The sequence below is a fragment of the Nocardiopsis alkaliphila YIM 80379 genome (assembly GCF_000341005.1).
In the GTDB taxonomy this organism is placed as follows: domain Bacteria; phylum Actinomycetota; class Actinomycetes; order Streptosporangiales; family Streptosporangiaceae; genus Nocardiopsis; species Nocardiopsis alkaliphila.
Window position 1 is genome coordinate 44,678 of sequence record NZ_ANBD01000029.1, and the last position, 13,512, is coordinate 58,189.

The 13,512-nt window shown below is 67.8% G+C and carries 14 protein-coding genes and 1 pseudogene; 10 read left to right on the forward strand and 5 right to left on the reverse strand.

What is annotated here, in order from left to right; translation table 11 throughout:
• Positions 1–7: 7 nt before the first annotated feature.
• Both D472_RS28980 and D472_RS28815 read right to left on the reverse strand, forming a co-directional pair.
• Positions 8–391, reverse strand: coding sequence for a cellulose binding domain-containing protein (locus D472_RS28980; protein ID WP_239642905.1), 384 nt, complete (start codon positions 389–391; stop codon positions 8–10).
• Positions 380–901 (reverse strand): annotated as a pseudogene (locus D472_RS28815) (lytic polysaccharide monooxygenase auxiliary activity family 9 protein); the annotation flags it as partial. The pseudogene D472_RS28815 and the gene D472_RS28980, both read right to left, overlap by 12 nt.
• 683 nt (positions 902–1,584) lie before the next feature.
• Between D472_RS28815 and D472_RS0103820 the strand changes: the two are divergent.
• Positions 1,585–2,046, forward strand: coding sequence for a hypothetical protein (locus tag D472_RS0103820; protein WP_193373424.1), 462 nt, complete (start codon positions 1,585–1,587; stop codon positions 2,044–2,046).
• On the opposite strand, the gene D472_RS0103825 is transcribed toward D472_RS0103820, so the two are convergent.
• Positions 2,001–3,227 carry an FAD-dependent oxidoreductase gene (locus D472_RS0103825; RefSeq protein ID WP_026117357.1) on the reverse strand — a complete coding sequence of 409 codons (1,227 nt, stop codon included), beginning with the start codon at positions 3,225–3,227 and terminating at the stop codon, positions 2,001–2,003. The two genes, D472_RS0103820 and D472_RS0103825, sit on opposite strands and share 46 nt — an antisense overlap.
• 129 nt (positions 3,228–3,356) lie before the next feature.
• On the opposite strand from D472_RS0103825, the gene D472_RS0103830 reads away from it, so the two are divergent.
• From D472_RS0103830 to D472_RS0103860, 7 genes are all read left to right on the forward strand, one after another.
• Positions 3,357–4,193: a class I SAM-dependent methyltransferase gene (locus tag D472_RS0103830; protein ID WP_017603179.1), complete on the forward strand. Its 837-nt coding sequence runs from the start codon at positions 3,357–3,359 to the stop codon at positions 4,191–4,193.
• Between the two features lie 476 nt (positions 4,194–4,669).
• Complete coding sequence (locus tag D472_RS0103835; protein WP_017603180.1) at positions 4,670–6,148, forward strand: sensor histidine kinase; 1,479 nt, start codon at positions 4,670–4,672, stop codon at positions 6,146–6,148.
• A complete protein-coding gene (locus D472_RS0103840) occupies positions 6,148–6,558 on the forward strand; it encodes a roadblock/LC7 domain-containing protein (RefSeq protein ID WP_017603181.1) in 411 nt (136 codons plus the stop codon). The genes D472_RS0103835 and D472_RS0103840 overlap by 1 nt, the downstream gene beginning before the upstream one ends.
• On the forward strand, positions 6,555–6,929 hold the full coding sequence (locus D472_RS0103845; protein WP_026117358.1) for a DUF742 domain-containing protein: 375 nt from the start codon (positions 6,555–6,557) through the stop codon (positions 6,927–6,929). Before D472_RS0103840 ends, D472_RS0103845 begins: the two co-directional genes overlap by 4 nt.
• A 19-nt stretch (positions 6,930–6,948) precedes the next feature.
• Positions 6,949–7,557: a GTP-binding protein gene (locus D472_RS0103850; protein WP_017603183.1), complete on the forward strand. Its 609-nt coding sequence runs from the start codon at positions 6,949–6,951 to the stop codon at positions 7,555–7,557.
• The gene (locus tag D472_RS0103855) at positions 7,550–8,857 is read left to right on the forward strand and encodes a cytochrome P450 family protein (RefSeq protein ID WP_017603184.1); all 1,308 of its coding nucleotides are present in this window, start codon (positions 7,550–7,552) and stop codon (positions 8,855–8,857) included. Before D472_RS0103850 ends, D472_RS0103855 begins: the two co-directional genes overlap by 8 nt.
• A complete protein-coding gene (locus tag D472_RS0103860) occupies positions 8,848–10,092 on the forward strand; it encodes a cytochrome P450 (RefSeq protein ID WP_017603185.1) in 1,245 nt (414 codons plus the stop codon). Before D472_RS0103855 ends, D472_RS0103860 begins: the two co-directional genes overlap by 10 nt.
• An 84-nt stretch (positions 10,093–10,176) precedes the next feature.
• Here D472_RS0103860 and D472_RS0103865 read toward each other — a convergent pair whose 3' ends face one another.
• Complete coding sequence (locus D472_RS0103865; protein WP_017603186.1) at positions 10,177–10,371, reverse strand: DUF1918 domain-containing protein; 195 nt, start codon at positions 10,369–10,371, stop codon at positions 10,177–10,179.
• 75 nt (positions 10,372–10,446) lie between these two features.
• On the opposite strand from D472_RS0103865, the gene D472_RS0103870 reads away from it, so the two are divergent.
• Positions 10,447–10,647, forward strand: coding sequence for a hypothetical protein (locus D472_RS0103870; protein ID WP_017603187.1), 201 nt, complete (start codon positions 10,447–10,449; stop codon positions 10,645–10,647).
• Positions 10,648–10,656: 9 nt separating this feature from the next.
• Here D472_RS0103870 and fdhA read toward each other — a convergent pair whose 3' ends face one another.
• Positions 10,657–11,877, reverse strand: a complete 1,221-nt coding sequence (gene fdhA, locus D472_RS0103875; RefSeq protein WP_017603188.1) for a formaldehyde dehydrogenase, glutathione-independent — start codon at positions 11,875–11,877, stop codon at positions 10,657–10,659.
• A 545-nt stretch (positions 11,878–12,422) separates the two neighbouring features.
• Here fdhA and leuE point away from each other — a divergent pair.
• The gene (gene leuE, locus D472_RS0103880; RefSeq protein ID WP_017603189.1) at positions 12,423–13,085 is read left to right on the forward strand and encodes a leucine efflux protein LeuE; all 663 of its coding nucleotides are present in this window, start codon (positions 12,423–12,425) and stop codon (positions 13,083–13,085) included.
• Positions 13,086–13,512 lie beyond the last annotated feature (427 nt).

The window sequence follows — 13,512 nt, forward strand, 5'->3', positions numbered from 1 at the left end:
CCTCTGTTCAGGAGGCGGCGCACTCGACCTCGGGCGTACCGGAGGGCGGGTTGGCACCGGTGAAGCCGAACGAGGTCGACTGTCCGGCCGACAGCGTGCCGTTGTACCCGACGTTGGTCGCGGTGACCCGGCCATCGTTCTCGGACACGATCGCGTTCCACGCCTGGGCGACGGTTCCACCGCCGGAGTCCCACGAGACCGTCCAACCGTTGATGTCCTCTTGGGCCGTCACGGTCACGTTGCCCGAGAATCCGCCGCCCCACTGGCTGCTGATCCGGTAGTCGGCGACACACTCCCCGGTGGGGTCGGTGGGCTCCTCCGTGGGCGGGTCGGTGGGCTCCTCGGTGGGCGGCGGGTCGACCGGTCCACCGTCGCCGCCACCGATGTTCACGTCGACGCAGGCGTAGAAGGCGTTGGTGGTGTCGGCCACGGTCCAGCGGGCCAGCACGGTGTGCTCACCGCTGTAACCGGACAGGTCGACCTGGTGGGAGAGACGGGACGGCGGCTGGGCACCGCCCCCATCGAAGCTGTCGATGAGCTGCCCGTCGATGAAGTATTCCCAATCGGCGGTGGCGTGGTTGGCGGTGATGATCCACTCGAAGGTGGCGGTGGTGCCGACGGGGGTGACGTCCCAGCCGTAGTCGTCGTCATCGAGTTCGGCGAAGATCTCGTTGCCACCGGAACACTGCATCAGGCCTTGGGGGCCCTCGACGCTCTGCGGCTCGTAGCGGATCGGTCCGCAGTCGACGACGCCGGCGGCGCACTGGGCCTGGCGGCTGGGCGGGTCGGAGACGTAGCCGTGCGCGCTGGCGGTGCCCGCGGGCATCAGGGCGAAGATCAACGCGGTGGCTCCGGCGATCGCGGCGGAGGAGCTGAGGAGGTGTTTCTTCAAGGGGGGCATGCCCTTCGTTCGGCTCACGGTTCCCGGGGTCTGCACCACGGGGCCGTAGCGGGGGATGGCCGGACCGTTCCAGTCCGGTCGGGTGGAACGCACAAGCGGGCTCGGGTGCCTCCTGTGCCGGACGGACACCGTTGTCCCAGAGATTCTTGGTCGTACCGATTGCTTCTGGTCATCCGGTGCGACGACCGTAAACAGCGTCTGATCGACCGTCAAGGCCGTCCTCGTGCGGTGGTGACGCCTCTGGGGAGGTCCTGGAGTAAGGCCGCCTGACGTGCTCGGACGACTGGTCTTGTGCCCTTTCGGGAAGCGCGCGCACTCCGAACTGGAAAGACTCTTAACAGATCGCTTTCTGGTCTATCCGAAAAAAGGGGAAGAAAGTGAGCGAGGACGGGTGGAAAAGCTTGGACCTTACCTCGAAGTTAGATCTTCCTTACCTGTCCTCGGCAAGCCCGCTCCATGCTCGATCCGCGCCCACCTCCAGGTGCGCGGCTGATTCGGCCTCATGGGCGGCGGTCGAATCGGCTACCGCCCTGCCGGAGACAACCTGCGGCCTACGGCTTCATCTCCCGCAGGAGGGTCGAGCGAAACGGAGCAGACTCGCGTTCCGGGTGGTCCGGGCCGGCGCATCGACGCCCTGACGTTTCTTCCGGTCATCGAGAACGTGGAAGGATTCCGTGGGGGCGTTGGCCGATGACCCCGCGTTGCACGTTCTGGAAGCGCGCTGGAGCGGCAGGCCCGAGGAAGCCGAACCCCTCGCTCTGAACCTCGTAAGAACCGGACCGACCCTTCGCCACCGAGCCTCGCCGGCCGACGTCCGCCGCGACCTGGGGCGGACCACTCGGGCCGTGCAGGAGTACGAGCACCTCCTCGACCAATGCGGCGGGACCGCGCGTGGAGCCGTGATGTGGCGGCACCTGGGCAAGACGCACTTCGTCGATGGTGACTACGGGGCGGCCGTCCAAGCGTTCTCCGCGGCTCACCGACTCCGTGTTCGTGACAGCGCGGCGGCAGGTCTCATCGTCTCGTCACACGCCGCGCTGCGACGACCCCAGAGCCTCCTCGATGACCAGCGCAGGGCCGGGGAAGGGGGATGTGCCGATCAGCGAAGAGCGGTCTTCGGGGGCTTCTCCCGCAAAGCCCCATAGGCCAGTAGGTAGGGCGGAATCCCCCTGATCCACGGCACCCGTTCGGCCATCCGCAACGGCAATGGCGGGCTCTGGCGTCCCAGGTCGACACGCCCCTCCAACGCGGGCAGGATCGCCCGGCGGTGCGCCACACGTTGCAGATCCTGGATCAGCGCCGTGACGGGCAGGCGGCGCCGCTGCACGGCGGCCACGTCGGCCCGTGTCACCCTCCCACGCCGCAACGGCCCCTCCAGACATCGGGCGGTGGCCACCGCGTCCTGCACGGCCAGGTTGATACCGATCCCTCCCACCGGCGACATCGCGTGCGCGGCGTCGCCGATGCAGAGCAACCCGGGTGTGTGCCACCGCTTCAACCGATCGACCCGCACGTCCAGCAGTTTCACGTCATCCCAACCGGCCACCAATCGGCGCCCCTCGAACCACGGAAACTGCCGGACCAACCCTTCGTTGAACTCCTTCAGGGGCTGAGCCCGGTTCCGTGCGTCGGCGCCCTTGGGGATGATCGCCGCCGCCTGGTAGTACTCCCCCCGGTCGATCAGGATGTTGAACCTGCCCTCGCCCATTCGTGCCACTCCGCCCGAGGGGTCCTCGGAGTCACGGGGCAGTCGGAACCACTGCACGTCCATCGGAGCGGAGAAGTCCCGCGACCCCAACCGGGTCAGCCCACGCGCCAGGGAATCGCGACCGTCGCAGGCCACCGTGATCAACGCCCGAACCTCACCGGTCTCCCCCTCGCGAGTGCGGTACCGGACCCCGTTGATCCGGCCTCCTTCCTCGATGAAGGAGGTCGCCTCGGTGTTCATCCGCAGGGTGAAACCGGGCTCCTGGGAAGCAGAGCCCGCCAGAAGGTCGAGAAGGTCCCACTGGGGGACCATCGCGATGTAGTTGTAGGCGCTGCGCATCCGACCGAAGTCCGCCAAGGTCACCAAACGCCCGTCGGGGCCTACGGGCAACCGGACCCGATCCACGCGACGCTGGGGCAGCCTCGCGAACCGTTCGGCCAGTCCGAGGTCGTCCAACAACTCCAACGTCGAGGGATGCACGGTGTCGCCCCGAAAGTCCCGCAGGAAGTCACCGTGCTTCTCCAGCACGGTGACCTCCACACCGCACCGGGCGAGCAGCAGGCCCAGGACGATTCCGGCGGGGCCACCGCCGATCACACAACACGTCGTTCGGGACATGGGGCCACCTCGACCGTGGAGTAGGTGTTCGGGACCTCAACCTACAAAGCTCCGGATCGCGTGTACAGGAAGGCGTGCGCTGGGAAATCGCCGGCGCTCGCTACCGGTCGGCCGTTAGGCTTTCGAGCCATGGACGCATCGATCCCCGTGGTACCCCCGGACTGGCGTGATACCAACCGTGCCCACTGGGACGAACGCGTCCCCCTCCACGTCGCGAGCGACTTCTACGATCTGGACGGCTTCATGGCCGGTCAGGAGGCGTTGCGGGATTTCGAGTTGGTCGAGGTCGGTGACGTCACCGGGAAGTCGCTGCTACACCTGCAATGTCACATCGGATTGGACACTCTGTCATGGGCTCGGCACGGAGCCGCTCGGGTGGTGGGTCTGGACTTCTCCGGTCCGGCGGTGGAGGCCGCACGTGGGATCGCCGCCCAGATCGGTATCCCTGAAGCACGGGCGGGTTTCGTGCGGGCCGACGTGTACGACGCCGTCGAGGCAGTGCCCGAGGGGTCCTACGACATCGTCTACACGGGGGTGGGCGCGTTGTGCTGGCTGCCCGACATTCGGGAGTGGGCTCGGGTGGCCGCCTCGCTTGTGGCCCCCGGTGGATTCCTCTACCTGGCGGAGTTCCACCCGTTGACGGACGTTCTCGACGACGAGACCGGCACGAAGGTGGTGCACGACTACTTCGCGCGCGATCCCCACGTGTACGAAGCCGCTGGTACTTACGCGGACCACAAGGCCCTGACCCGGAACAACCGGACCGTGGATTGGCAGCACCCCATCGGTGACGTGGTGTCGGCTCTGGCCGCGGAGGGGTTGCGGCTGGAGTTCCTACACGAACACGACGTGTCGCTCTTTCCCCGCTTCGACTCCTTCGAGCGGGGAGACGACGGGTACTACCGCTTCCCGAAGGGGCGTCCGGCGATCCCGTTGATGTACTCCCTGCGGGCGAGCAAGCCGTAGCGGCCAGAGCGAAAAGGGCGCTTTGGTGCAGGGTTCGGAGGACTTCCGCAAAGAAATTTCAGGGATTTGGGTCACCCTCCGGAGAAGGGTGGGGCCGCTGTGATCAGTGGGAACGCCGGACCGTGCCGAAGGGGCACGAGTCGATCCCCGCTCGGGCCGCCGACGATGCCCGCAGAGCGCCTTTTCTGATGGCACAATGACCAACCGTACGCGCCATCGGTCCTGGTTTGTCGGTGGACGCTCGTGCCATTCCTACCTTTTGAGCACCATGCCGACACGGAACCACGGTCGGTGGTCGGAGTGATACCGCATGTTTCCAGCGACCCCTTCCACCACGGAGCCACTCCCCGAAGGCCTCCTCACGCCGCTCGCCCATCGGCCCCGCTGACGTCCTCTCCTTCCGAGCCACTCCAATCCCCCGCCTTGGGTCCTTGACGTCCCTTCCCAGCCCGCTTTCGACGTGAATCGACCGACACATGCTGTTGACAGCCACCGTGCCCCCGGTGGAGCCCGTCACCGGGCAGATCTGGTCGTGGGTCCTCGCCGCGAGCACCGTCGCCCTCCTCGCGGCCACGGCCTATCTGATCTTCCGGTTGACGCAGAGCCGAAGGCACGCCACCAGTGCGGCACGGCACCACGCCAGACTCCTCGATGAGGCCCGCGCCGAGACCGCACGCGCCCAAGCCCAGGTCGACAGGTTGCGCGCGGCCCTGGCCGAACGCGACCGGTCCGCCAGGGCGATCACCGAGGAGGTCCTCCCCCTGGTGATGAGGCGAGTGCGCGAAGGTGCCTCCACCGACACCATCATGTCGGAACTCGGTGAACCCGATCCGGCCACTCGTCCCCTCACCGAATCGGTGACCCGCTCCCTTTGGCGCGGTCACCAGCAGCGGCGACGGTTGCTCAGCGTGGTCAAGGGCTGCGCCGACCGTGCTCGCGCCGGCGTCGCCCAACTGCGCGCCGAGGTCCAAGAACGCAGTCAGCCCTACTGGAAGTCGCTCGACGGCACCGGGACCAACGACCGGATGCGTGAGGACTTCATGGCCATGGAAGCCGGGCTCTCTCGCCTGGAGATGCTCATCCAACGCCTGCTGACCGTGGCCGAAGCGGACCGGATCGGGCGCAACTGGACACGACCGTTGCGAATCGAACGCCTGGTGCGCGCGGCGATCGGCAGCGTGCCCGAGTTCGCCCGGGTACAGATGCACCCTCCGGCCACACCGATGGTGGTCGAGGGCCGCGCGGTCAACTCGATCATCCAGGTCCTGGCCGAACTGATCGACAACGCCACCTCCTTCTCCGCTCCCTCCGAAGCCGTCGTGGTGCACTACGAGAACACCGCGATGCGCTTGGGCGTCCACATCGACGACAGCGGTCTGGCCATGACCGAGGAACAGTTGGCCGACATGCGCCGCCGTTTGGACCCGAGCCGCCCACCGGACATCACCGAACTGTCCGCGAACCAGCTGGGCCTGCTCGTGGTCCGCCGGGCCGCCGACCCGTTGAACATCCGGGTCGACCTCGGCCCCTCCCCGCGAGGTGGGACCCGGGCCACCGTGTGGATTCCCCGCAATGGGATCCTGCGCACCGACGAGGAAGCCCTGGCCCATTCGGCGTCCCTGCCCGGGTCGGGATCGATCCCTTCGGTACCCGCGCCCGCGGTGATACCCGAGCCGGCACCCCAGGCACCCACGGTGCCCACTCCCGTGGCCCCCACGCCCACCCGGCTCTCCGTGGTGGAGCGGTCCGCTCCCACGCCCCGGGAAGAGGCCGACGAACGTCCACGGCAGCTGCCACGCCGACGCCGGGGGGCCACCCTGCCCGACGAGGACACCAAACCCAGAACAGTCGAAGCCCCCCGAGACCCGGCCGCCGCCGGTCGCCGTATCGCCCAGTGGCACGCATACACCCGGCCCACGCCGGTCCCTCCTGCCGAGAATCGTGAGGACTCCTGATGCAGAACAACCTGACCTGGCTCATGGACAAGCTGCGCGAGGTGCCCGGTGTGCGCCACGTGCTCCTGCTGTCCACGGACGGTCTGGTCCGTTCGGCCGACAGCACCCTGGGCCGAGACGAGGCCGACGGACTCGCCGCCTCCGCGTGCGGCCTGCTCGCCACCGGTGGCCAGGTCAACGCCGTCTTCGGCGTCGATGAGCCGGTGCGGACCGTCACCGTCGACCTCGACCCGCACCACCTGCTGGTGATGGGAGCGGGGTCGGGCTCGGCGCTCGCGGTCCTGGCCGACCTCTCCCTCCCCTCCGCGGACCTGGGTGTGGTCGCCACCGAGATGGGACGCCTGGTGGAACGATTGCCCGAACAGCTCGCCACGCCGAGCCGTCACGGCGGTGAGGTCGGAACCTCGTGATAGATCCCGACGTGCCCGATGGTCTCTACATGATCGTCGGTGGGCGTAGTGGAACCTCACTGCGGCTGGACCCCTTCACGCTGGTGGTCACCGAACGCTCCGACACCACGGGGCTGACCCTGGAACAAGCCGACATCGTGAGGCTTTGCGAGCGACCGATCACCCCCGCCGAAATCAGCGCGTGCCTGACGATTCCGCTGGGTGCGGTCACGATCCTGCTGGCCGACCTCATCGACCAGGGCCACGTGAGTCTGCGTTCGGTGGGCAGGCCCACGCGTCGGTCCGCCGATCCGTCCGCCTTCTCTTCCCCGGCCGACGACCGTCAACTCTTGGAGAAACTGCGTGTTGGGCTCATCAACCTCGCACTTTGATCCCCCCTCTGGTGAACCCATGTCCCACCAAGACCGGGTCTACCAACCCCTGGCGGCGTCCGCGACGATCCCCATGAAGATCCTCGTCACCGGGGGTTTCGGAGTCGGCAAGACCACGTTGGTGGGTGCGATCAGCGAGATCACCCCGCTGACCACCGAGGCCGAGATGACCCAGGCGGGGGCCGGTGTCGACGAGGGTCTGGAACTGAGGCCGGACAAGACCACGACCACGGTCGCCTTCGACTTCGGTCGGATCAGCATCGACGAACAGATCGTCCTCTACCTGTTCGGGGCACCGGGCCAGGAACGCTTCCACGCCTTGTGGGAACGGCTCTGCCAGGGGGCGGTGGGCGCCATCGTGCTCGTCGACACCCGTGACGCGGAGGGTTCCTTCGCCGCCTTGGACCGGGTCGAACGGGCGAAACTGCCCTATCTCGTCGCCCACAACCCCTTCGGTGACGAGGCGGAGCGGTGGAGCCTGGAGGAGATCCGCGCCAGCCTGGACGTCGATCCTGGAACGCCGCTGCTGCGGTGCGATGCCCGTGATCCCGCACAGGTGCGCGAAGCCTTGGCCGCTCTGGTCCAGCACCGTCAGAACCTGTTGGAACAGGAGGGGGCTGATGAGTGAGATGAACACCGAGGCCGGACACCCCGAGCTCGACATCCCCATCCCGGATACGCATCGGGACGCGATCAGTCTGCTCGACGAGCACTACCAGCGGGACTCGCCCGGCCTGTTCGCGAAGATGCGTCGCCGTCACGGCCCGGTGGTGCCCGTCCTGATGGCCTGGGACGTACCCGCCTGGCTGGTGATCGGCTATTCGGAGCTGCTCCAGGTGACCTCCGATTCGGAGCTGTTCGCCCGGTCCTTCCGGCGATGGAATCTGGGAGATCGGGTACCGCCCCAGTGGCCGATGTGGCCACTGGTCGGAGGCGGCTTCGCCACGGAGTCGATGCTCTACACCGAAGGCGAGGAGCACCGGCGTCGTTCGGGTGTGCTCGGTGACGGCTTCGCCCGCATCGATCAGTGGGAGTTCGAGGAGTTCTGCCGTAGGGCCTCGCGCCGGCTGATCGAGGAGTTCGCGCAAGAGGGCGAGGCCGAGTTGATCCTCGCCTACGCGCAACGGTTGCCGGTTCTGGCTTTGGGGTGGGCCGTGGGCGCCCCGGAGAAGTACCACGACGACCTGGTCACCGGGTTCCTCCAGCTCATGGGAGCGGTGGGCGGCGACCCCAACGAGGGGATGGTCAAGGTGCAGGCCGTCTGCGACGAGTTGGCCGAGCAGGCCCTACGTGAACCCGGGCCCCACATCGCCTCCCACCTGGCGCACAGTGGGCTCGGTCTGACCCGGCAGCAGCTCAGTGCCGACATCTACGTCTCCATCATCGCCGGCCACCAGACGTGCGCCAACTGGATCGGCAACACCATCAGGCTGATGCTGACCGACCAGACGCACGCCAACGCACTCACCCGTGGCCGTCGTTCGGTGACCGACGCCGCACGTGAGGTCCTCAAGGACGACAGCCCCACCCAGATCTTCGCGGGACGTTGGGCGACTCGTACGACCCAGCTGGCCGGCACGACCATCCAAAGCGGTGACCTGGTCATGTTGGGTCTGGCCGCCACCCACCAGGATCCGCTGTTCCGTCCCCCCGGCCAGGTCCGCCAGCGACACCACAGCCGCGCCTACCTGTCGTTCTCGCACGGTCCCCACGGTTGTCCGCACGCGGCCCGTACCCTGGCCGAGATCATCACGGTCACCGCCCTGGAGACCCTTCTCACCCACCTCCCCGATCTGCATCTGGCCGTCCCCGCCGACCAGTTGCGTTGGCAGCCCCAGGTCCTGATCCGGGCCCTGGAATCGCTGCCGGTCCGCTTCACCCCACCCGTCGTTTCCGCTGATCCCCTTGGAGACTCCCTGTGGCTCTGAACCTGTCCAGACCGGTCCACCAACTCGATCCCCTCAGCCCCGACCTGCACGAAGACGCCACGAAGATGCGTGGACACGGCCCCCTCGTTCCGGTCGAGTTGCCCGGTGGCGTGGTGATGTGGGGCGTGGTCGGTGACGAGGCGGGCCGCAACATCCTCAAGGACAACGCCCGTTTCGCCAAGAGTCCCAAGTATTGGCGGGCGCTCCACGAGGGGGAGATCCCGCAGGACTGGCCGCTGCTCAGCATCGCGGCCCCTTCCGGGAACTCGGTCGTGAACGCCGATGGCCCCGAGCACCGGAAGCTGCGCCGCCCCTTGGCCCAGGCGCTGACCGCCCGCCGGGTCGAGGCGCTGACCCCGCTGGTCACCTCCCTCGTGGAGCGGCTCCTCGAAGACTTGGAGAAGGCGGCGCGGGCCTCCGAGGACGGCGTGGTCGACTTCCGCTCGCTGTTCGCCTGGCCCCTGCCGATGGGCGTGATCGGTTACCTGCTCGGTGTGGACGAGGCCGACCACGCCGAACTGGGCCGGCTGTACAACGCCCTGTTCGACGACACCCTCAGCGATGGCCGCAACGCCGAACTGAGTCTGCACTCTTGGCTCGACGCCCACGTGGCGAGAATCGAACGAGAGCCCGGCGATGACCTGGTCAGTGCCATGCTGGCGTTGCCGGAAGAAGACCGCCTCCCCCGTGAGGACCTGGTCGTGGCCCTGTACGTGGTTCTGGCGGCCGGCCATGAGACCACCACCCACCTGTTGCTCAACGCCGTGCGCGCGCTCAGCGCACGCCCCGAACAACTAGGGCTCCTGCTGTCGGGCGAGGTGCCCTGGGAGAACGCGGTGGAGGAGACCATGCGTTGGGACTCGCCCACCGCGAACTTCTTCACCCGATTCGCCACCGAGGACGTGGACGGGGCCCAGATCCACCCGGACGCCGCAGGGGTGAGGATCGCCAAGGGCGACCCGGTGTTCGTCTCCTACATCTCCATGGGCCGAGACCCCGAGCGTTACGGTCCCACGGCGGGTGAGTTCGACGTGCGGCGCGGCGACGCGGCCCACACCGGTTTCGGATATGGTGCGCACTTTTGCATCGGTGCGCCGCTGGCCCGACTGGAGGCGGGGATCGCCCTGGAACGGATCTTCGCCCGCTGGCCCGAACTGTCGGTCGTGGGTGAGGTGCCGCGCTCGCCCACGATCGTGGTCAACTCGCACACCCGCCTCGACGTGCGCTTGAAGTAGGTCCGAGGCCGGCGGGCCGCCGGGGTCGTCATGTTCGCCGACCATGACGATCCGGTGGTCCGCAGGCCTGGGTCCCCGCCGTGCTCAGTCCTTCGATTCTCGTGGGTGGACCACGGTGTCCGGGCCCGGATAGATCATGCGCTCCTCGCCGTCGGCGAACCTCACCAGGTAGGGCGGCCCGTCGTGGGCGCCACGGACCTCGATGACCTCCGCCTCCCGCTCTCCCTTGGAACTGCTGACCCCGTGGGTGCGCAGGCGGTCTCCTACTGCCGCTCGCATGGCTCCTCCCCTTATCGACCGTCGCCCCGGTCGACCCGGCGAAGGGTCGTTCAGGGCGCCCCCTAGGATGTCCGGGTGAACAAGGTCGCCCCGGTCATCGCTTTCGTCGCCTTCATGCTCGTCTTCGTGGCCACCAGGACCCCGGCCCAGAACTTCCTGGCCTCCTGGGTGGACCTCGAAGGCGTCGTCCTCGGGCTCGCCTCCCTGGTCGCCTCGATGGCTCTGGCCGCTCTGGCCGCGGGTGCCATCCTGTACGTGTCCCGGCTCTTGGAGTAGCGCTCGGGCTCAGCCGGTGCCGAGGTAACCGTTCGGGTCGAGCACGTACTTGCTCGCCGCGCCCTTGTCGAAGGACTGGTACCCTTCCGGGGCCTCCTCCAGCGGGATCGCCACCGCGTTGACCGCCTTCGCGATCTGGATGCGGTCGTTGAGGATCGCCCTCATCAGTTCACGGTGGTACTTCATCACCGGGCACTGTCCGGTGAAGAACGCGTGCGACTTCGACCAGCCCAATCCGAAGCGGATCGACAAGGAACCCTCCTTGGCGGCCTCGTCCGCCGCTCCCGGGTCACCCGTCACGTACAGGCCGGGGATACCGATGGAACCGCCCGCCTTGGTGACGTCCATGGCGTCGTTCAGGACACTCGCGGGGGCCTCCTGGCCGGCCTTCTTCCCGCTGCCGTGCGCTTCGAAGCCCACCGCGTCCACCGCGCTGTCCACCACCGGGGAACCCAGGATCCGTTCGACCAGTTCGCCGGGGGTGCCCTCGGAGATGTCGATGGTCTCGCAGCCGAATTCGCGCGCCTGGGCCAGTCGCTCCTTCTTGGAGTCGCCGACGATCACCACCGCCGCGCCCAGGAGCTGAGCCGAGGCCGCCGCCGCCAGGCCGACGGGCCCCGCACCCGCTACGTACACCGTTGAACCCACGGTCACCCCGGCGGTCACACAACCGTGGTAACCGGTGGGCAGGATGTCCGAAAGCATGGTCAGGTCCAATATCTTGTCCATGGCCTGATCGCGATCGGGGAACTTCAGCAGGTTCCAGTCCGCGTAGGGCACCAGCGCGTACTGTGCCTGTCCACCGACCCAGCCGCCCATGTCCACGTAGCCGTAGGCCGAACCCGGGCGGTCGGGATTGACGTTCAGACAGATCTCGGTACGCCGCGTCTTGCAGTTGACGCAGCGCCCACAGGAGATGTTGAACGGGACCGAGACCAGGTCGCCGACCTTGACGAACTCCACGTCGGGGCCGGTCTCGACCACTTCGCCGGTGATCTCGTGCCCCAGCACCAGGCCTTCGGGCGCCGTGGTGCGACCGCGGACCATGTGCTGGTCACTGCCACAGATGTTGGTGGCGACGACCTTCAGGATCGCCCCGTGCCGGACCTGGCGTCCCACGTTGTCCGGGTTCACGCCGGGGCCGTCCTTGAGTTCGAACTCCGGGTAGGCGATGTCCTCGACCGAGACCCGCCCGGCCCCTTGGTAGACCACTCCTCTGTTGCCGGTCATCTTCCTTCCCACCTCTCCGCCGCCGGTGTGGCGACGACCGTCGTATGAGGAAAGCCTCCTGTGGGAGGCCTTGCCCCTCTCGTATCCGCGGAGCAGGGGAAATAATCGGTCCGGTGGGTTCGGGTCTGGTCAGGGGCGGCCACGGGAACCCTCGTTTTCGGGACCGTGGAGGTGGGTCGCGAGTTCGAGGAAGCCGACCGCGCCGCCCGAACGGACGCGGTGGTCGGCGTAGGGGACGCGGCCGCTGAGTTGATACCCGTTGGCCGCATACGGCCAAAGAAGGTGGATGTCGAGTCCTTGGGTACGGGAGTGCGTACCATCGCCACTCCGAGGGGGCGGGTTCAGGGAAGGGTCCTCCCCTTGGTGGTCCGATCGGGGCCGAAACGGACCGGTCGGCGAGGACGGGCAGGGAAGAAGCCCGGGTGGGCGTGTACGGGCACGCCCACGATGGAGGGCGTCCGGTGGGGTGTGGGTTCCGCCGGGCGCCCTTCGGGTTCGCGGAGACCGAGCGGGTGCTTTCGAACCTCGGATGAAACACTCCGTTCATGCTCGGCATCACCGACCTGCCCACCTACCTGGCAGGACTCATCCTGATCGTGCTCCTACCGGGGCCCAACTCGCTGTACGTGCTCTCCGTCGCGGCACGTGGGGGAACTCGAGCCGGGTACACGGCGGCCGCAGGGGTCTTCACCGGCGACGCGGTGCTCATGGTGCTGGCCGCCGCCGGAGCCGCCACCTTGTTGAGGACCAACCCCCTGATCTTCGCGATCGTCAAGTACGCGGGTGCCGCCTACCTCATCTGGATGGCGATCGGGATGCTGCGTTCCGCGTACGCCATGTGGAGCGCTCGGCATCGACGGGCGCAGGAACAGCGCGCCGCCGACGCTTCGGGTGGTGGTGCCGTGGGAGAGCGCCCCTATCGCCGAGCCCTCCTGGTCTCCCTGTTCAACCCGAAGGTGATCCTCTTCCTGATCTCCTTCTTCGTACAGTTCGTCGATCCCGCCTACGCCCATCCCGCGCTGTCCTTCCTGGTCCTGGGCCTGCTGATGCAGCTCGTCACCTTCCTGTACCTGACCGCGGTGATCTTCGGCGGGACCCGGCTGGCGGCGGTCTTCGGACCGAGCCGACGGCTCACGGCCGGGGCCACCTCGGTGACGGGCGCCCTCTTCCTGGGATTCGCGGTGAAGCTCTCGCTCAGCAGTGCCTGAGCGTGGTGGCAGGGGGCGCTGGAAGGAGGAATGACGATCCCCTGATCTGTGGGAGTGGTTCGCCCTGCCACGACCCCGAGCACTCGGATGATCCGAGCCCGCTCGGAGATGGTGCCGGTCAGCGGGGGGGCGAGGCCGACGAGGAGGTGGCGGACGACCTCGGGCAGGCCCTTCTCCACGTCCGTGACCGCCTTGTCCGCGCTCAGGGACGCGAAGCCGTGCAGGGTGGAGGCGAGCGTGAAGGCGATGGGGTCGCCTTCGATGATCCCCCTCCCGTCGCCCATGGGTGATGGGATCGAGGAGGATGGTCGGCGGGGCGGCGCGTGGGTCTTGGTGATGGTAGGGGCGGCGGTGGACCGCGTTCAGCGGCACAAGGGGATGTCGGCGGCGCCGGCATCGTTGTCATTGCACCCTTCCGGCCGGGCCC

What these genes read in the sequence shown, in the direction of transcription:
- D472_RS0103825 (WP_026117357.1), bottom strand. Translation starts at nt 3,227, where the DNA reads ATGTCCCGAACGACGTGTTGTGTGATCGGCGGTGGCCCCGCCGGAATC.
- D472_RS0103830 (WP_017603179.1), top strand. Translation starts at nt 3,357, where the DNA reads ATGGACGCATCGATCCCCGTGGTACCCCCGGACTGGCGTGATACCAAC.
- D472_RS0103835 (WP_017603180.1), top strand. Translation starts at nt 4,670, where the DNA reads ATGCTGTTGACAGCCACCGTGCCCCCGGTGGAGCCCGTCACCGGGCAG.
- D472_RS0103840 (WP_017603181.1), top strand. Translation starts at nt 6,148, where the DNA reads ATGCAGAACAACCTGACCTGGCTCATGGACAAGCTGCGCGAGGTGCCC.
- D472_RS0103850 (WP_017603183.1), top strand. Translation starts at nt 6,949, where the DNA reads ATGTCCCACCAAGACCGGGTCTACCAACCCCTGGCGGCGTCCGCGACG.
- D472_RS0103855 (WP_017603184.1), top strand. Translation starts at nt 7,550, where the DNA reads ATGAGTGAGATGAACACCGAGGCCGGACACCCCGAGCTCGACATCCCC.
- D472_RS0103865 (WP_017603186.1), bottom strand. Translation starts at nt 10,371, where the DNA reads ATGCGAGCGGCAGTAGGAGACCGCCTGCGCACCCACGGGGTCAGCAGT.
- fdhA (WP_017603188.1), bottom strand. Translation starts at nt 11,877, where the DNA reads ATGACCGGCAACAGAGGAGTGGTCTACCAAGGGGCCGGGCGGGTCTCG.
- leuE (WP_017603189.1), top strand. Translation starts at nt 12,423, where the DNA reads ATGCTCGGCATCACCGACCTGCCCACCTACCTGGCAGGACTCATCCTG.